Genomic DNA, 19192 nt, shown 5'->3' with positions numbered 1-19192 from the left:
TGCGATGTTTTAATTTGGAGATACAGAATTAATTTGTAGCGCGATCTAAAACATGGTTATTTTGTGATAGATACTCTGATATAATATCGGGTCTTTTTTATTTTTGACGCTAATATTATGCATTATCCTAAAGTTTACGATGTTATTGTTATTGGTGGTGGTCACGCTGGTACAGAAGCTGCGCTTGCTGCTGCTCGTATGGGACGCCAGACCTTGCTTTTAACCCATAATATTGAAACATTAGGGCAGATGAGCTGTAACCCTGCAATTGGGGGAATTGGTAAGTCTCATCTTGTGCGTGAAATTGATGCTTTGGGCGGTGCAATGGCACTTGCTGCAGATCAAAGTGGGATTCAATTTCGTATTTTGAATTCTAGAAAAGGTGCAGCTGTACGAGCAACAAGAGCTCAAGCAGACCGAATTTTGTATAAAGCGGCCATTCGCGCAACGCTTGAAAATCAACCGAATTTAGATATTTTTCAGCAAGCTGCTGACGATATTATTATTGAAGGCGATGTGGTTAAAGCGGTGATTACTCAAATGGGTATTCGCTTTGACACCAAAACGGTGGTGTTAACGACAGGCACATTCCTTGGCGGCGTGATTCACATTGGGTTACAGCAATCGAGTGGTGGACGTGCAGGTGATCCACCAGCCATTGCACTTGCAGATCGTTTGCGTGAACTTAAATTGCCTGTTGGACGTTTAAAAACAGGAACACCGCCACGTATCGATGCACGTTCAGTTGATTTTTCTGTCATGACTGCACAGCCTGGTGATTTTCCATCCCCGACCATGTCATTCATGGGCAATGCATCAATGCACCCTGAACAGGTCAATTGCTTTATTACACATACCAATGAACAGACACACGAAATTATTCGTAGTGGTTTAGATCGTTCACCCATGTACACTGGTGTGATTGAAGGTGTAGGGCCACGTTATTGCCCATCAATTGAAGATAAAATCCACCGCTTTGCAGATAAAGATTCACATCAGGTATTTATTGAGCCTGAAGGTTTAACAACACATGAGCTTTATCCAAATGGTATTTCAACATCGTTGCCATTTGATATTCAATTACAACTTGTTCGCTCAATTCGAGGCATGGAAAATGCACATATTCTGCGTCCAGGTTATGCAATTGAATATGACTACTTTGATCCGCAAGCGTTAAAATCAACATTAGAAACCAAAGCGATCCAAAACTTATATTTTGCAGGTCAAATTAATGGCACAACAGGATATGAAGAGGCAGGAGCGCAAGGGTTATTGGCAGGTTTAAATGCAGCACGCCGTGCATATGACCAAGAACAGTGGTCACCAAAGCGTGATGAAGCATATATGGGCGTCCTTGTTGATGATTTAATTACCTTAGGTACTAAAGAACCATACCGTATGTTTACTTCACGTGCAGAATATCGCTTGATGTTACGTGAAGACAATGCAGATCAGCGTTTAACTGCGATTGGTCGTGAGCTTGGTTTAGTAGATGGTGCACGTTGGGCAAGTTTCTGTGAAAAAATGGAAGCTGTAGAAACTGAAACAGCACGCTTAAAGAATTTATGGGCAGCACCAAATAATCCACTTGGCAAAAAATTTGTTGAGATGACAGGTGCAGATTTAAGTAAAGAATGTAGTGCGATTGATTTACTAAAACGTCCAAAAATTACTTTTGCTGAGATTGCTGAACTTACAGATTCAACAGTCACTGAGCAAATTGGTGAGCAAATTGAAATTGCAGTAAAATATGCAGGGTATATTGACCGTCAACAAGAAGATGTTGCACAGTTAAAACGTTTGGAAGAAACAAAAATACCAGCAGACTTTGAATATAGTAAAGTATCTGGATTATCAAGAGAAATTACCCAAAAGCTTGAAAACGTGCGTCCTGAAACTTTAGCACAAGCCATGCGTATTCCAGGGGTTACACCTGCAGCAGTACAGCTTGTGATGATTACTGTGCGTAAAAGCCACTTAATCAAAAAGACGGCATAATTTGCACTAAGAAAAAGACCTGCTCAAGCAGGTCTTTTTTAACTCTAAAGATCTGATATTAAGATGACTCTGTTTCATAGACTGCATGAGCGACTTCGAGTGGCTGAATTTCAATGATTTTTTTACCAAAACTACGTAACCACCAAATCAGTTGTGATGTAAAAGGTACATTGGCTTCAACAGATACTAAGTCATCATCTAATATTTGAATATGTTGATCAGTGCTAAGTGGACTCTCATAGAACATTTGTGCTGTGCGCTCATCCATTTTGAGCTGTAACATCACATGTTGCGTTGGTTGATTGAAGTCAACACGAAAGCCTAAAGCGCCCGATTCAATATAATCGTCAATATTAAAATGAATAGGGTGTAAGGCACGACTCTCCAAAACTTTAGTCGATTGAAAGCGGTGTAATGCAAAAATTTGCACATCAGATTGACCTTGACGTGTACAAATTAAATAGATTACAGCGCCTTTTTGTACCAATCCCAATGGATTTAAAATATAAGTTTTGCTTTCAGCTTGATGTATTCTTGCACGGTATAGACATTCGATCTGCCTATCTTGAAGTAAGCCCTCGTAAATTCCTTGTTGTGCTTGTTTATCAACAGTAGGTGGAATTAATGGCTGACTGGCAGGGACAATTCGAACGCGATTAATCCATTGTCTGGCATTATTTTGCGAGGATAAGCTATGTCTTGCTAAATCAAACCATGGATTCATTTCTTCAATTAAGCTTGGCGGCAGTAAGTGTTTTAGATGTTCTTCAACCATCATAAATGTTACAGCTTGAGAACTGGTCATATGGGGTAAGCTTTGTAGCGGTGCATTGGCACGCCAACGCCAACCTTGTGGTGTTTCTTTATTATTCTCAATCGGAAAACGCTGTGCCAATTGGTTGAGGTCACGTTGCACAGTTCTCAAACTGACCATAACACCTTCAAGTTCAAGTTTTTCTTGAAGTTGGCGAGTACCTAACCATTTTCCAGTGGTCAGTAAAGAAAGAATTTGCCATTGTCGATACAGGCTATTGGATGTTTCTTTTTCTTGTGATGATGACATACTGAGCAATTAAAGAATAAATAAAATAATAGAGCTTCAACATAGCATAAATGGAGAGTTTGCAGAATATCGCGTTTTCATTTTTTTGATCAGTGGCTCGGCTGTGATACTGTCAAAGCCACTGATTAAACATCTGATGTTATTCGTCATCATCATACTGGTTATAGTACTCAGGTGATAAATTACTAAAGCGTGTGTATTGTCCTTCAAATGCTAAACGTACTGTACCAATTGGACCATTACGCTGTTTACCAATAATAATTTCGGCAGTACCTGCTTCTTTAGATTCCTTATTATAGACTTCATCACGGTAGATAAAGGTAATTAAGTCCGCATCTTGCTCAATCGCACCAGACTCACGAAGATCAGACATTACAGGGCGTTTATTTGGACGATTCTCAAGACTACGGTTGAGCTGAGATAATGCAATAACAGGACAGTTCATTTCTTTCGCTAAAGCTTTTAAGCTTCGTGAAATTTCTGAAATCTCACCAACCCGGTTGTCTCCCATGCCAGGAACTTTCATGAGCTGTAAATAATCAATCATGATACAGCCAATTTTACCATCATGTTGTTTGGCAATTCGCCGTGCCCGAGACCGTAACTCGGTTGGTGGTAGGGCAGATGAATCATCAATATAGAGAAATTTTTCTTGCAATTGTAAAATGGTACCTGTCACTTTTGACCATTCATCACTGTCTAATTTACCAGAACGTAAGTGCCCTTGGTGTACTTTGCCCCATGAAGAAATTAAACGCATGGCAAGTGAGTCAGCTGGCATTTCCATAGAAAAAACCAAGGCTGGTAAATCACAGTTAAACAGTACACTTTCAATTAAGTTCATGGCAAAAGTGGTTTTACCCATAGAGGGACGGGCAGCCACAATAATCAAATCGCCAGCTTGCATACCTGATGTTTTATTATCAAGTTCGATAAATCCAGTTGATAGCCCTGTAATGTTACCTTCAAGCTGTGAGAGTTCGCTTAGTTTGTTAAATACATTCGATACAATGGCAGTAATGGGCTGAGGACCTGCAGCTTTTTTATTACTGCTATGTTGCTCGGCAATCGAGAAAATATTGGTTTCAGCCAAATCTAGAATTTCTGAAACGCTGCGCCCTTTGGTATCATAAGCATTGGTTAAAATTTCATTGCTGACTTTAATCATGCTCCGAAGCGTTGCGAATTCTTTGATTTTATTGGCATATACTTCTAAGTTATAAAAACTTGAAGGGGAGTCTGACATTAGCTGCATTAAGTAGTTTTCACCACCGATAGCATCAATTAAACTTTGTTTGACTAACCAATCATGAACGAGTACCGCATCATATGGTGAATTGTCTTGGGCAAGCTTTTCGATTGCTCTAAAAATATATTTGTGTCGTGTTGCATAAAAGTCTGTTTCGACCAACAAATCACTCACTTGCTCAAAAGACTCAGCGACAGTCATCAAGGCAGCAAGCACAGCTTGCTCAATTGATAAATTGTGCGGAGGTGTTCTAAATTCTTTAAGTTGATTCGGTTCCTGAGTTTTATTGTCACTTTGGGAAATCGTTGTAGAAACCTGGCCATTCGCCTTAGACATAAAAAACCTTAAAATTAAAAAAGTGAAAACAGAAATGAGGCAAAAGAGAAGCCGCGAAACGCGCTGTAATTATAAAGTTATAAATTTTTAAAAACTAGAGTGGAGTTACAATAAGGTACTTTGTCTGCTTTATAAATAAAAAAAGAGTATGCAAATGCATACTCTTTTTTGACATCTAGAACAGGTTCTTATTCAGAAACGATTGTTACTAGAACGTCTGCAGTTACATCGTGGTGCAATTGAATAACAATGTTGAATTCGCCCGTATGACGAAGAGCGCCATTTGGTAAACGAACTTCAGCACGGTCAACATTTAGACCAGCGCTTGTTAATGCATCAGCGATATCACGTGTACCGATTGAACCAAATAATTTACCTTCATCACCCGCTTTCGCAGTGATTTCGATATTTACTTCATTCAATTGATCTGCACGTGCTTGAGCAGCTGAAAGAACTTCAGCTTCAGCTTTTTCTAATTCAGCTCTACGAGCTTCAAATGCTGAAGTGTTAGCTTCAGTTGCAGCGACTGCATGACCTTGAGGGATTAAGTAGTTACGACCGTAACCTGCTTTCACAGAAACTTTATCACCTAGTTTGCCAAGGTTTTTAATGCGTTGTAATAAGATAACGTCCACAGCTCACCTCACTTATGGTTGTCAGTGTACGGAATCAAAGCCAAGAAACGAGCTTGTTTAATAGCAAGCGCTAATTGACGTTGATAACGTGCTTTAGTACCAGTGATACGGCTAGGAACAATCTTGCCGTTTTCAGTGATATACTGTTTTAAAGTATCAATATCTTTATAATCGATGTATGCAACATTCTCAGCTGTAAAGCGACAGAACTTGCGACGACGGTAAAAACGTGCCATGTGGGTTCTCCTTAAGCTTCAGCAGATTCTTGAGATGCTGATTGTGCTTCTTCACGTTGTGCTTTGCGAGCACGCTTTTCTTCAGCACTTTTCGCAAGTAATGATTCTTCAGTGATTGCATTATCACGACGGATCACAACATTACGAAGAATAGCATCGTTGTAACGGAACAATTCATTTAGCTCATCAAGTGTAGTTTGACCACATTCGATGTTCATTAAAATATAATGTGCTTTATGGATTTTGTTAATTGGGTATGCCAATTGACGACGGCCCCAATCTTCTAAACGGTGAATTTGACCTTCAGCATCTTTAATGTGAGAGATATAGCGTTCAACCATACCTACCACTTGATCGCTCTGGTCAGGGTGTACCAAAAGTACGATTTCGTAGTGACGCATTGTCAGCTCCTTACGGATTAAACAGCTTCTAAGAGTATCTTAAAAGCAAGGAGTCTTACTATGATAGTAAGTCGCATAAAGCGAAGCGAAACTATATAGTAAATATGAGGAACTTACAAGAATGTTAAGCAGAAAAAAAGACACTTAGATAAGTTTAAAATAGGGTGGATTATGACAACACCCTATAATAAATCAGAATATAGGTAAATGCGGTGCTTGAGCATTGTAGCTAAATAAAAAGCTTACACTTAATGCAGTGATTAAAATGACAGAGTATAAAAAGTAGCGTTTTGCCCAAAGTTGGTCATTTTCAGCCTTAAAACCAATGACTGACAAATAAATCCAATAGCCGCACAGCGAATTAAAAATGATTAAAAAGAAAATATTGGTGTAATGAAAACAATATAGTCCATTGAGTACTGCTGTAAATAAGCAGACATAAATCAAGCTTTCAATTTTTGTACGCTGAATTGAACGTGCAACAGGTAAAATAGGAATGCCTGCAATTTTATAGTCATCAAATCGATAAATTGCAATTCCCCAAGAATGAGGCATTTGCCATAACGCATATGCTAAAAAAACAAGCAATGCCGCAACATCAAATTCATGACTCACCGCTGTGTATCCGATCACAGGAGGGCATGCCCCTGAAATACTTCCAATCACAGTTTGATGAATTGATGTTCTTTTAGACCATAGACTGTAAAAAAATACGTAAACAATAAAACCAAGAATGGCAAAGCCAAAAGCATAGATATTGGTAAATATCCATAAAATACCAAGTCCAAGGATACCCAATACAAAGGCAAATATTAAGGCAACAGTTGGATTGATTGCTTTTGTCACAAGAGCACGGTTTTGAGTCCGTTCCATCTTGTGGTCAATATCTTGATCGATGTAGTTGTTTACGACACACCCAGAAGCAACAACAAGTACTGTTCCAACAAGTGTGAGAATGAATAACAGGATATCTATAGAGCCTTGGGCGGCTAAGAAGAAGCCGCCCAAGGTCGTAACAAAGTTACCGAAGATAATCCCTGGTTTTGTCAGGAATATATACTTTTTCAACATGATATGGTTTAGAGCATCATGTTGAAATGGAGGTAGTTCATTACCCATACAGAACCAATCAACAAGATTGCGATGGTTAAGATAGTGTAAAGAAATGCGATAACGTTCCAACGTTGTTCTTCAGATGCATTCATATGTAAAAAGAATACAAGTTGAACAAAAATTTGAACGATACCCGCTAATCCAACAACAGCAAGCAAGGTTGATTTACTGAATCCACCTGACATTGCCATACCAAATGGCAAAATCGTTAAGATGATGGATAGGATAAAACCAATCGTATATTGCTTGATGCTGCCGTGCGATGCACCGGCACTGTGATCATGACTCATGAGATAGCTCCCATTAAGTAAACAACACTAAATACACAGATCCATACGATATCTAAGAAATGCCAAAATAGGCTGAGACACGCTAAACGACGTGTATTTCTTAACGTTAGACCATGTTTCTTGATCTGTAGAATCAATACGAGCATCCATAATAAACCAGATGCTACGTGGATACCGTGAGTACCCACGAGTGTAAAGTATGCAGATAAGAAGGCACTATGCGTTGGTCCATGGCCAGCTTCCACTAGATGATGGAACTCATAAAGCTCCATACCAATGAATGTTGCACCAAAGAGCCACGTAATAACCAACCAATTCAACACACCTTTCGCATTGTTCTTATACCGTGCAAGAACAGCAAATCCAAATGTAACTGAAGAAATCAATAGGGCAAATGTTTCAACTAAAACAAAGCCTAAGGTTTCACTGAACAGCTCATGTGGCGTTGGTGTTCCTGGCGGAATATGCGATTGTAAAACGATATAAGCAATGAAGAGTGTACCAAAAAGTACAAGGTCACTCATCAAGTATGTCCAAAAACCAAAGACGGTGATGTCTGTATCATCGTGATGATGTTCATCATGGCCATGGTTTTCGTGATGAAGTACTTCAGCCATATCTTTAGTCCTTCTTCAAGTGTTTTTCTAAAATGGCAAAGCGCTCGTTTTCTATACGCTCTACTTCAGCAGCAGGAACGTAATAGTCTAATTTCTTTGTATTTGAAGCATTAATTAAAGTAATAATTGTTGCTACAAAAGAAAGAATCGCAAGCCACCAAATGTGCCAAATTAAACCAAAACCAAGTACTGTAATCAGAATCGCCATTACAAAACCAGCAATACGGTTTGTTGGCATATGAATATCTTCATACTTTGTTGGCTTAGTATATGCAACACCATTTTCTTTATCTAACCAGAAGCGATCAATGTGTTCGCCATCAGGAAGATATGCAAAGTTGTAAAACGGTGCAGGTGAAGATGTTGCCCATTCAAACGTACGGCCATCCCAAGCATCGCCTGTATAGTCGATGTTGTTCTTACGTTGTAAGAAGCTCACAGCAATTTGAATGATGAAACATAAAATACCAAGTGCAACGAGTACAGCACCAACCATTGCAATCGCTAGATATGGTGTCCATTCAGGGTTGTCATATGTATTTAAACGACGTGTCATACCCATGAAACCTAGGATATAAAGCGGCATAAATGCAAAATAGAAACCGAAGAACCATAACCAAAATGATGCTTTACCCCATGCTTCGTTCAACTTCCAGCCAAACATTTTTGGCCACCAGTAAGTAATACCACCAAGCATACCGAATACGACACCACCAATAATTACGTTATGGAAGTGAGCAATTAGGAACAGCGAGTTGTGTACTAAGAAGTCAGCAGGTGGTACAGCCATTAATACACCTGTTAAACCACCGATACCGAAAGTCACTAAGAAGCCTAGTGTCCAAAGCATTGGTGTTGTAAAGGTGATACGGCCTTTGTACATTGTAAATAACCACGAGAAGATTTTAACCCCTGTTGGGATTGCAATAATCATGGTCATAATACCAAAGAATGCGTTGACGTTTGCGCCAGCACCCATGGTGAAAAAGTGGTGTAACCAAACAATTAGGGATAATACAGCAATTGCAACTGTTGCATATACCATTGTTTTATAGCCAAATAGTGCTTTACGTGAGAACGTTGGAACGATCTCTGAGTAAATACCAAATGCTGGTAAAATCAAGATATATACTTCTGGGTGACCCCAAGTCCAAATTAAGTTCACATAAAGCATTGGACTACCGCCCAATTCGTTTGTGAAGAAATGGAAGTCGAAGTAACGGTCAAGCGTTAGCATTGCAACTGTAGCTGTTAATACTGGGAATGTTGCGACAATCAGTGTACATGTACACAAAGCAGTCCAAGTAAAAATAGGCATATCCATTAATTTCATGCCTGGTGTACGCATTTTAATGATGGTAACTAGGAAGTTAACACCAGTTAATAGTGTACCTAAACCTGAAATTTGCAGTGCCCAAATCCAGTAATCTACACCGACACCTGGAGAATATTGAATGCCAGATAGAGGAGGGTATGCTAACCAACCTGTAGCAGCAAATTCACCAAGAACAAGCGAGACCATGATTAAGCCCGCAGAACCTGCGAATAACCAAAAGCTAAACTGGTTCAATAATGGGAATGCAACGTCACGCGCACCAATTTGTAATGGTACGATCACGTTCATGAAACCTACAACCAAGCCCATTGCAACAAAGAAAATCATAATCACGCCATGGGCTGTGAAGATTTGGTCATAATGGTCAGGATGTAAATAACCTGCACTTCCATTGCTTGCTAGGAAGAGCTGAAGTCGCATCATAAATGCATCTGCGAAACCACGTAATAACATGATTACAGAAACAAGTAGATACATGATACCAATTTTCTTATGGTCTACAGACGTAGCCCATTCTCTCCAAAGGTATCCCCACTTTTTAAAGTAAGTGAGACCAGCAACTAAAGCTAAACCGCCTAAAGCGATCATGATTGCAGTTACAATCACGATTGGCTCTTTCGGGATGGCACCCCATCCGATTTTACCTAATAATAGCATGTCCATGTTTATTCCCCTGCAGAAGCTGCATGTTGCATGTTTGCGTGAGAAGAACCTTTCGAACCATGATAGTTACTCATGTATTTATTTATCACTTTCTTAAATAAATCAGGTTCAACTGAAGAATAGTAAGTTACAGGAGTTGGCTTATCAGGATAAGGACCTAAGCGTTCAGCTTCTTCGGCAATTTCATGCTGCTTTGGTGTTTTCGCATCTAACAACATACCTTCAATTTGGTGATGTGAACGTTCACCATCACGAACTGACTGTAATACTGCTAAATCTAAGTTACCTGTTTGAATTGCATCAGCGTTTGCATCGGTGCCTTTACCAGCCTTCACATCACTTACCCATTTATCAAAATCAGGTTGGGTAACGCTGTGTGCTTTAAAGCGCATTTGTGAGAATCCGTAACCACTATAGTTTGCAGAAAAACCGCGGAAGATTCCTGGCTCATTTGCTAAAACATGTAGGTGGGTTTGCATACCTGCCATTGCATAAATTTGACCTGCTAACTGTGGAATGAAGAATGAGTTCATTGTAAAGTCAGAGGTAATATGAAAATGCACTGGAGTTTGTGCAGGGAAACGAACTTCATTAATTGTTGCAATTTCTTGCTCAGGATAAACAAAGACCCATTTAAACGGCTCCGCGATAACTTGAATATCCAGAGTTTTTTTGTCTGACTCAGCGTCGAGCGGACGATACGGATCATATTGGTGAGAACCCCACCAAGCCATCCAAGCTAAAATAGCAATAAGAATGATAGGAACACCCCAAACAACGATCTCAATCGCTGTTGAATGTGCCCAAGTCGGCTTATAGTCTGCATCTTTATTTGACGCGCGATATTTCCAACTAAACCATAATGCCATGATAATTGATGGAACAACGACCAATAGCATAAGATAGATTGCAGTCATCATCAGGCCACTAAGACCTTCGGCAACTGGACCTTTTGAGTTTAGAAGTACTAAATCACCGCCACACCCTGTTAAAAGTGCAGCTATCGCAGATAAAGACAATACAGCTAATATTGTTTGTCTCATTTTACAACCTCGGTGAAGAGCCCATTTACGGTTAATCATAATCATGGGATAGCGATCATAGTGACGGCAGCTTTAACAGTAAAAGCATCTGACACCGCTACTCTAATGCGACATTATGCCTCATATTCTAAATCTACGCTACATTTAGGGGCCTTAAAATGAGAGTATTTAAACTTATCTTTAATTAAACAGCTGAAACACTCTCTTCTTAAATTTTATAATAAATAACGGCTTATATTGCTGATGTAGAGTTTAGATTTTTTGGATTTATTATTTATTTACTTTCACAACTTTTGTCTTAGCCAAAGCATCATGTAACGTTTGCTTTTTCTGACCTAAAACAAATGCATAATCGATAATAGCAATTATGAGTGTAAATACTAGATTGAGAATGATGAAAATAACACTTCTAATAAGAAACACTCGTGTAAGGTTTACAATTTGGTTTGTTTGCTGATCAACAATTTTAATCCCTGTTAGCATCTTACCAATACTTTGTCCGCGTTTTGCAAGCAAAAATGCTTGAATGACCAGCATGATGAAGATGTATAAACCCATGATCTGCCAAGCTTCAGTTGGAATCATTTGCATGAGTTGTTCTTGAAGCTTTGGACTGCCAAATGCACCATTTGAGAGCTTTTCAAGTTCCTTTACATTACCTTCGTTCAAAAAGAAGGTTGGTATTGCAAATGCAATGAACCAAAAAAACATGTCTATGCCTTTTGCAATAGCACGGCTGAGAATACTGGCTGATGCTGAATCTTGACTTGCTGTGATTTTGACATAGGGGTTATTTTGAGGTTTTTTAAAGTGATTTATCGGCTCGACAGCCACTGCACCATCAGGAAGATATTTTGCTTGTCCATGTGTGACTTCACCCAGTGTTTTCCATTCACTCATGCCTTCATGCCAGATGAGATCTGTTAATAACACTTGTTGAGATGTGAGCATTTGATTCAGTTGCTCTAATGTATATGGTCCAGCTTGTTGACCGTTTCGAGCCAAATAAATTTGCATAAAACTATAATCTCAATAAAAAAAGACCCATTTGATGGGTCTTTTTTAACATGTTTTTAATCTAACATAAAGTTATTTAGGTTGTTCGTTCGCGAGGAAGAACCAAGTATCTAACACAGAGTCTGGGTTTAAAGACACAGATTCAATTCCTTGTTCCATCAACCAAAGCGCTAGATCTGGGTGGTCTGATGGACCTTGTCCACAAATACCAACGTATTTGTTGGCTTTACGGCAGGCACTGATTGCCATCGAAAGTAAAATTTTGACTGCATCATCACGCTCATCAAATGTTTTCGATACAATGCCTGAGTCACGGTCAAGACCTAAAGTTAATTGAGTAAGGTCATTTGAACCGATTGAGAATCCGTCAAAATGTTCTAGGAATTGCTCAGCCAATAGTGCATTGGTTGGTAATTCACACATCATGATAACTTTTAGACCATTCTCGCCACGGTTTAAACCATTTTCAGATAAAAGCTCAATCACACGTTTAGCTTCAGCGACGGTACGTACAAATGGAATCATAATTTGTATGTTGGTTAAGCCCATTTCATTTCTGGCTTTTTTCAGTGCACGGCATTCAAGTTCGAAGCAGTCACGGAAGTTTTCAGAAATATAACGGCTTGCTCCACGGAAGCCAAGCATTGGGTTTTCTTCTTCAGGCTCGTATAATTTACCACCAATTAAGTTGGCATATTCATTCGATTTGAAGTCTGACATACGAACAATGACAGGCTTATCTGCAAATGCTGAAGCAAGTGTTGAAATACCTTCAACCAATTTTTCAACATAAAAATCAATTGCTGAAGCATAACCTGCAGTACGTGCATTTACTGCAGCACGAGTTTCGCGTGGTAAGCTATCAATGTTTAAAAGCGCTTTTGGATGGACACCAATCATGCGGTTAATGATAAATTCTAAACGTGCTAAGCCAATGCCTGCATTTGGAATTTGTGCGAAGTCAAATGCACGATCAGGATTACCGACATTCATCATGACTTTAAATGGCAGCTCAGGCATAGATTCAATTGAATTACGCTGAATTTCAAAATTCAGTAAACCTTCATAGATAAAGCCGGTATCACCTTCAGCACAAGATACAGTGACTTCTTGTCCTTCAGTCAGTAATTCTGTTGCATTACCACATCCAACAATGGCAGGTACACCAAGTTCACGTGCAATAATCGCTGCGTGACATGTTCTACCACCACGATTCGTCACAATCGCTGCTGCACGCTTCATGACTGGTTCCCAATCAGGATCTGTCATGTCAGAGACTAAAACATCACCATCTTGTACTTTATCCATTTCATCGATTGATGTCACGATACGAACGCGACCTGCACCAATGCGCTGTCCAATTGAGCGACCTTCTGCCAATACATTGCTTTTTTCTTTAAGCAGGTAGCGCTCCATGGTGCCTACATGTTGACGGCTTTTTACTGTTTCAGGACGTGCTTGAACAATATATAAACGACCATCATCGCCATCTTTTGCCCATTCAATATCCATTGGCGCACCATAATGTTGCTCAATGATCATGGCTTGTTTTGCAAGTTCATGCAGCTCTTGGTCATTTAAAGAAAACTCAAGACGATCTTGCTTTTCAACTTCAATGATAGATACTGATTTACCTGCTGATGCATCATCGCTATACACCATTTTTTGATGTTTAGAGCCAAGATTACGACGAACAACAGCATGTTTTTCATTTTTAAGTAATGGCTTAGATAAATAAAATTCATCTGGGTTAACCGCACCCTGTACAACCATTTCGCCTAAGCCGTATGATGATGTAATAAATACGACATCACGGAAGCCAGATTCAGTATCAAGTGTAAACATAACACCTGCTGCGCCTGTTTCTGAGCGTACCATGCGCTGAATACCTGCAGACAATGCCACTAATTTATGGTCAAAGCCTTGGTGTACACGATATGAAATAGCACGATCGTTAAATAAAGAGGCAAAAACTTCTTTAATAGCGATCAGGATATTATCAATACCACGAATATTCAGGAAGGTTTCTTGCTGACCTGCGAAAGATGCATCGGGTAAGTCTTCAGCAGTTGCTGATGAACGTACTGCAACTGCAATATCTGGATTTCCGCTTGACAGGGCAGTAAACGCCTCTCGAACTTCTTTTTCTAATTGTGCCGTGAGTGGTGTTTCAATAATCCACTGGCGAATTTGCGCACCTGTCGTCGTCAGAGCTTGAATATTGTCGACATCTAAGTCTTCAAGAGCAGCTTGAATTTTTGCATTCAAACCACTTTGTTCAAGAAATTCACGATAAGCTGAAGCTGTAGTGGCAAAACCACCCGGTACAGATACACCTGCATTAGAAAGATGACTGATCATTTCACCTAGAGATGAGTTTTTCCCACCTACAAGTTCTACGTCATGTTTTCCGAGTTTTTCTAAACCAATTACGTGCGCTTCCAAAGTAGTTTCTCCACTTTTGCAGTATGTTGTTTGTTCGCTGCTTTAGTTAAAACACAAAGTATTGGTGGCTTTTTGCTGTTAAGCCACTAATACTTATGTAAGATGGGGCTTACTATAAAGAATATAGCGGTTTAAGACAAATATTTGAGGTTTTTTTTCATGCATCAAGGTCAACAATTTGAGCGAAGCGTTTTTTTTGTTTCGGATGGCACAGCAATTACTGCAGAAACACTGGGTCATTCGCTTTTAGCGCAATTTCCAAACGTAAAGTTTAATGTGCGAATTATCCCATATATTTCATCTGAAGAAGCTGCGCTTAAAGTGGTTGAAGAGATTAATGCGTGTTATCACGAAGAAGGCGAGTTGCCTTTGGTGTTTGATACTTTGGTTGATGCGAATGTTCGAGACGTCATCAATACAGCCAATGCCGTTAATCTTGACGTCTTTGAAGGGATGATTAGTAAGCTAGAACAAGAACTTAAAACAGCACCGACCAAATTAATTGGACAAACCCATGCGGTGACCAATACTGAACATTATAAAGCACGAATTGATGCAGTTCATTTTGCTTTAGATAATGATGATGGTGCAAGAACACGCCACTATGACAAAGCAGATATTATTTTAATTGGTGTTTCACGCTCAGGCAAAACACCAACTGCAATTTATTTGTCATTACAGTTTGGTATCCGTGTTGCAAATTATCCGCTTACAGAAGAAGACTTAGATGACAATCGATTGCCAAAAGTTTTGAGAGATCATAAAAAAAAGCTATTTGGTTTAATGATTGATCCTGATCGTTTGGTCGCAATTCGTACAGAACGAAAAGCAGGAAGCCGTTATGCAAGCTATAGTCAGTGTCAGATGGAGCTTCGTGCGATCGAGGGAATCTTCATTTCGGAAGGCATTCCGTTTTTAAATGTGACTGAAATGTCAATTGAAGAAATCTCTACACGGATTTTACAGATTACTGGTCTGAATCGTCGTGTAAGCTAAATTCTCATTTATTTAGCCTAAGCAGTATGGATAATAAATTTTAATTGTCTATTATCCATACACAGGTTTAAATGATTTCCCCACAGAGGGACGTGCGCCAACTATGGTCATAACCCCATGTGCGATACCCTAATGTATCAATATGAATTTGACCTGATTCATAAATGCCTAGTCCCATATTAAAGACCTGACCTTGTTGCTGCCAAAAACGACATAAGGCCAATTTAGTCTTTTGGATTTGAATATAGTCTTGTGGGCTAGGTTGTTCAGCACCAATTCGAAAATCGATGGCTGAATTTTTTACATGGCTTGATGATTTTGCACCACCTGCACAAGCATTTAAAAAAGGCGAACGATAACTAGAAGTGACTTCGACTTCTGGAATAACACCTTGTTTGTACAAATATGCAAGTAGCTTTAATGTCGGTACAGCTGTAGCCCAAACTTCTTGGGGTGGAACTTCATATTGCGCATAGTTACATTGCTGCCAATCTCTTGCTGAGCGAAACATTTGATGATCAGGCACAATAAAATCAGCTTGTTCACGACGTAAAAATGCTTTGTAGCTGTCAACCAATACACGGTGATTACCTTGATTAAGCCATGTTGTATATTCAATGGGTGGTGGTACGCGAATTGAGGTTTCAACTTTTAAAATTGGAGGTGATGGTGGAACCACTGGTGCTGTACGTGAAGTTGATAAAGCTGTTGTCGTAACAGGAACATGTTGTATTTTTTGCTGACTACTACAACCCCATAAAGCCAACATGGGCAAAGATATTGTAATGATTCGTGTGCTTATTTTCATCTTACTGCATTATGAGTGAAATTAAGCTTGTTATACTATAACGCATGTAATAATGCATTATAGTGATGTATTGCCATCGTAATAGAAGGTATTAAGCTTGGTATAGAATCGCATCCTTCATAGTAGTAAATACCTGTTTTTAGATGTAATAAAAATTATATTATTCAAGCTATATAGCCTAAGTTATTCACAGCTTGAATCTCTTTTTTGCATTGTATTTAAAACACTCATGGTCTAAAAAAGCATTTAATAGTAGTTTGTAATGACATAGTCATTACTAGTATTTTGGTTTTCAGGCAAAAACGAGGGTATAGCGGTACATCAGATAGATAAGTAAAATAATTTAGCGCAAAACAATTTACACCGCTGAGCATTGCATGCTTATTAAAGCCTATATTTATAACTTTAAATTTTAAAATAATTCAAGAGAGTGATCACCCATACCATTACCCTGATTCAGATGACTGTATCAATTGCTATTTAATTTTTTGAATGGGTAAATGGTGTTTCCTTTATCAGATTCAGCAGAAGCTTTTTATCTTTCATGTTGCCGTGTTTTGGATATTTCTATGATTTTAGACCAATCATGGGTAGACTATGCGGAATTTATGTTATTTACCAATCAGCAGATGGTGCTGTTTGGTCTTTTTATTTGAGAATGGTTAAAGATGAAAGAGTCGTTACGTCTGCGTTTAGAGCAACTTTCTGATAGATATGAAGAGCTGACAGCATTGCTCGCTGATGTTGAAGTCATTTCTGATAATAAACGTTTTCGTCAGTTGTCACGTGAGCACAATGATTTAACAGAATTGACTAGCTTTTGGAATAAGTATCGTCAAGCTGAAGAAGACATTGTTACCGCTGAAACTATGCTTGGTGATCCTGATTTTAAGGAAATGGCACAAGAAGAAATCCGTGAAAATCAAAATCTATTAAAAGATTTAGAAGAACAATTAAATATTTTAATGATTCCGAAAGACCCAAATGATGCTAATGCAGCTTATTTAGAGATTAGAGCGGGAACTGGTGGTGATGAAGCTGCAATTTTCTCAGGTGATTTATTCCGTATGTACAGTAAATTTGCTGAAACGCAAGGCTGGCGTATTGAAATTTTATCTGAAAATGAAGGTGAACATGGTGGTTATAAAGAAATTATTTGCCGTGTAAATGGCGAAGGCGTTTACGGTCGCTTGAAATTTGAAAGTGGAGCACACCGTGTACAGCGTGTGCCTGCAACAGAGTCACAAGGGCGAGTCCATACATCTGCATGTACCGTGGCGATCTTACCTGAGGTGGACATAGATACAACAGTTGAAATTAATAACTCAGATTTGAGAATTGATACCTATCGTGCCTCAGGTGCAGGTGGTCAGCATATCAACAAAACAGATTCTGCAGTACGAATTACCCATATTCCATCAGGTGTCGTTGTTGAATGCCAAGAAGAGCGTTCACAGCATAAAAATAAAGCAAAAGCTTTGGCATTGCTGGCATCTCGTTTAGAAAATGCAAAAAAACAAGCTCAGGAAAGTGCAACATCAGAAATGCGCCGTGATTTGGTTGGTTCAGGCGATCGTTCAGAACGAATTCGTACTTATAACTATCCGCAAGGGCGTATGACAGATCATCGTATCAATTTAACGCTATATAAGTTAGATGCCATTGTCGAGGGTGACTTAACTGAATTGTTAGACAGTTTACATCGTGAATATCAAGCGGATCAATTGGCGATGATTGCTCAGCAAAACGGTGGTTAATGATGGATGTAGCACAGGCTTTGGCGCTTTGTGGTCAGCCGGATAGTTATGAGCGTCAAGAAGCAATATGGCTGCTGAGCCATCTTCTTGATGTGAATGCGCTTGAATTAAAACTTTCAACTAATCGTGAATTGACGGAGTCTGAACGAGTTGCGTATTTAGATGGATTAATGCGCTTATCTCAGCATGAACCGATTGCTTATATTTTAGGAACGCAGCCATTTTGGACGCTTGATCTTAAAGTCACAAAAGATACTTTAGTACCAAGACCTGATACTGAGGTATTGATTGAAACGGTGCTTGGCTTATCTTTAGATAACGAAGGGATTTCTGTTTTAGACTTAGGGACAGGAACAGGCGCGATTGCATTGGCTTTAGCAAGTGAATACCCCAAATGGTCCATTTTAGCCACTGATATTTATCTGCCTACGCTTAATGTCGCAAAAGAAAATGCCCTTCGTCATCAATTAAGTCATGTACAGTTTATATGCAGCGAATGGTATGCGCAGATTCCTAAACAACAATTTGATTTAATTGTATCAAACCCACCTTATATTGCAGAGAATGATCAACATTTATTGCAACTCACCGCAGAGCCATCTCGTGCACTGGTCAGTGTCGGGAATGGCTTAGCAGATATTCAAACCATTATTACCCAAGCTGTAGATTGGTTAACGCAAAATGGTTGGCTTGTGATTGAACATGGTTATGATCAAAAACATGCTGTACAAGATATTTTTTTATCGGCCGGTTTTTCTTCAATTGAAACAATTCCTGATTATGCAGGCAATGATCGGGTAACATTTGCGCAATTGAAGAAATAATCTAAAAAACTCATTCACAATAAATTACTGAAATATAAGGCTATTTTAAATAGGCTGATTTTAGACTTTTTATACCGTGAATAGACTTATGGTATGATAACAAAAGTAATACATCTACTGCCAAAATCAATGACCAAATGACCGCTATACACTGTTTTATAGCTTGCGTTAGGTGGCAATGAGTTTTGCTATATGTACACGAAATTATCAGTGAATTCGCAATAAAACGCATGGTTTGTCTTAGGTGGCATTATTCTTGCTTTAAATTGCGCAACGAAATGGATGTATTCTCAGGCTGTATGCTGCCTTTAGCATAAAAGACAGCGCAACACTGAGCAAGTGAAATATTTAACAGAGGCTTTTGT

17 protein-coding genes are annotated in these 19192 nt (G+C 39.0%); 4 read left to right on the top strand and 13 right to left on the bottom strand.

All coding sequences use genetic code 11. From position 1 onward, the window contains the following. The first annotated feature begins 117 nt into the window (after positions 1-117). Positions 118-1998: a tRNA uridine-5-carboxymethylaminomethyl(34) synthesis enzyme MnmG gene (gene mnmG, locus CFY84_RS04010; protein WP_088822896.1), complete on the top strand. Its 1881-nt coding sequence runs from the start codon at positions 118-120 to the stop codon at positions 1996-1998. A 58-nt stretch (positions 1999-2056) separates the two neighbouring features. Here mnmG and CFY84_RS04005 read toward each other — a convergent pair whose 3' ends face one another. The 12 genes from CFY84_RS04005 to ppsA form a co-directional block, all read right to left on the bottom strand. Next, positions 2057-3061: a helix-turn-helix transcriptional regulator gene (locus tag CFY84_RS04005; protein ID WP_088822895.1), complete on the bottom strand. Its 1005-nt coding sequence runs from the start codon at positions 3059-3061 to the stop codon at positions 2057-2059. A gap of 139 nt (positions 3062-3200) precedes the next feature. Continuing rightward, positions 3201-4646, bottom strand: a complete 1446-nt coding sequence (gene dnaB, locus CFY84_RS04000; RefSeq protein ID WP_088822894.1) for a replicative DNA helicase — start codon at positions 4644-4646, stop codon at positions 3201-3203. Between the two features lie 188 nt (positions 4647-4834). Then, positions 4835-5281 (bottom strand): 50S ribosomal protein L9, encoded by a 447-nt coding sequence (gene rplI / locus CFY84_RS03995; RefSeq protein WP_088822893.1) that lies wholly within the window; start codon positions 5279-5281, stop codon positions 4835-4837. A gap of 8 nt (positions 5282-5289) precedes the next feature. Further along, the gene (gene rpsR, locus CFY84_RS03990; RefSeq protein WP_088822892.1) at positions 5290-5517 is read right to left on the bottom strand and encodes a 30S ribosomal protein S18; all 228 of its coding nucleotides are present in this window, start codon (positions 5515-5517) and stop codon (positions 5290-5292) included. 11 nt (positions 5518-5528) lie between these two features. Then, on the bottom strand, positions 5529-5918 hold the full coding sequence (rpsF, locus tag CFY84_RS03985; protein ID WP_088822891.1) for a 30S ribosomal protein S6: 390 nt from the start codon (positions 5916-5918) through the stop codon (positions 5529-5531). A 192-nt stretch (positions 5919-6110) separates the two neighbouring features. Further along, entirely contained in the window at positions 6111-6989 is an 879-nt protein-coding gene (gene cyoE, locus CFY84_RS03980; RefSeq protein WP_088823383.1) for a heme o synthase, read from the bottom strand. An 8-nt stretch (positions 6990-6997) separates the two neighbouring features. Beyond that, positions 6998-7321: a cytochrome o ubiquinol oxidase subunit IV gene (cyoD, locus tag CFY84_RS03975; protein WP_088822890.1), complete on the bottom strand. Its 324-nt coding sequence runs from the start codon at positions 7319-7321 to the stop codon at positions 6998-7000. Then, positions 7318-7938, bottom strand: coding sequence for a cytochrome o ubiquinol oxidase subunit III (cyoC, locus tag CFY84_RS03970; protein ID WP_088822889.1), 621 nt, complete (start codon positions 7936-7938; stop codon positions 7318-7320). The genes cyoD and cyoC overlap by 4 nt, the downstream gene beginning before the upstream one ends. Before the next feature lie 4 nt (positions 7939-7942). Further along, positions 7943-9937 carry a cytochrome o ubiquinol oxidase subunit I gene (gene cyoB, locus CFY84_RS03965; protein WP_088822888.1) on the bottom strand — a complete coding sequence of 665 codons (1995 nt, stop codon included), beginning with the start codon at positions 9935-9937 and terminating at the stop codon, positions 7943-7945. 2 nt (positions 9938-9939) lie between these two features. Beyond that, positions 9940-10980 carry a ubiquinol oxidase subunit II gene (gene cyoA / locus CFY84_RS03960; RefSeq protein ID WP_088823382.1) on the bottom strand — a complete coding sequence of 347 codons (1041 nt, stop codon included), beginning with the start codon at positions 10978-10980 and terminating at the stop codon, positions 9940-9942. A gap of 270 nt (positions 10981-11250) precedes the next feature. Then, positions 11251-11997, bottom strand: coding sequence for an RDD family protein (locus CFY84_RS03955; protein WP_088822887.1), 747 nt, complete (start codon positions 11995-11997; stop codon positions 11251-11253). Between the two features lie 72 nt (positions 11998-12069). After that, positions 12070-14442 carry a phosphoenolpyruvate synthase gene (gene ppsA / locus CFY84_RS03950; protein ID WP_088822886.1) on the bottom strand — a complete coding sequence of 791 codons (2373 nt, stop codon included), beginning with the start codon at positions 14440-14442 and terminating at the stop codon, positions 12070-12072. A 159-nt stretch (positions 14443-14601) separates the two neighbouring features. Here ppsA and ppsR point away from each other — a divergent pair, with 159 nt between their 5' ends. Next, entirely contained in the window at positions 14602-15438 is an 837-nt protein-coding gene (gene ppsR, locus CFY84_RS03945) for a posphoenolpyruvate synthetase regulatory kinase/phosphorylase PpsR (RefSeq protein WP_088822885.1), read from the top strand. Positions 15439-15505: 67 nt separating this feature from the next. On the opposite strand, the gene CFY84_RS03940 is transcribed toward ppsR, so the two are convergent. After that, positions 15506-16246, bottom strand: coding sequence for a YcbK family protein (locus CFY84_RS03940; RefSeq protein ID WP_228149592.1), 741 nt, complete (start codon positions 16244-16246; stop codon positions 15506-15508). A gap of 668 nt (positions 16247-16914) precedes the next feature. On the opposite strand from CFY84_RS03940, the gene prfA reads away from it, so the two are divergent. Continuing rightward, a complete protein-coding gene (gene prfA, locus CFY84_RS03935; RefSeq protein WP_088822883.1) occupies positions 16915-18003 on the top strand; it encodes a peptide chain release factor 1 in 1089 nt (362 codons plus the stop codon). 2 nt (positions 18004-18005) lie between these two features. Then, positions 18006-18827 carry a peptide chain release factor N(5)-glutamine methyltransferase gene (gene prmC / locus CFY84_RS03930; RefSeq protein ID WP_088822882.1) on the top strand — a complete coding sequence of 274 codons (822 nt, stop codon included), beginning with the start codon at positions 18006-18008 and terminating at the stop codon, positions 18825-18827. The last annotated feature ends 365 nt before the right edge of the window (positions 18828-19192 follow it).

The organism is Acinetobacter apis (genome assembly GCF_900197575.1).
GTDB lineage: Bacteria > Pseudomonadota > Gammaproteobacteria > Pseudomonadales > Moraxellaceae > Acinetobacter > Acinetobacter apis.
Note: the sequence above shows the minus strand (reverse complement) of the source record. Positions and strands in the feature narration are given on the sequence as shown.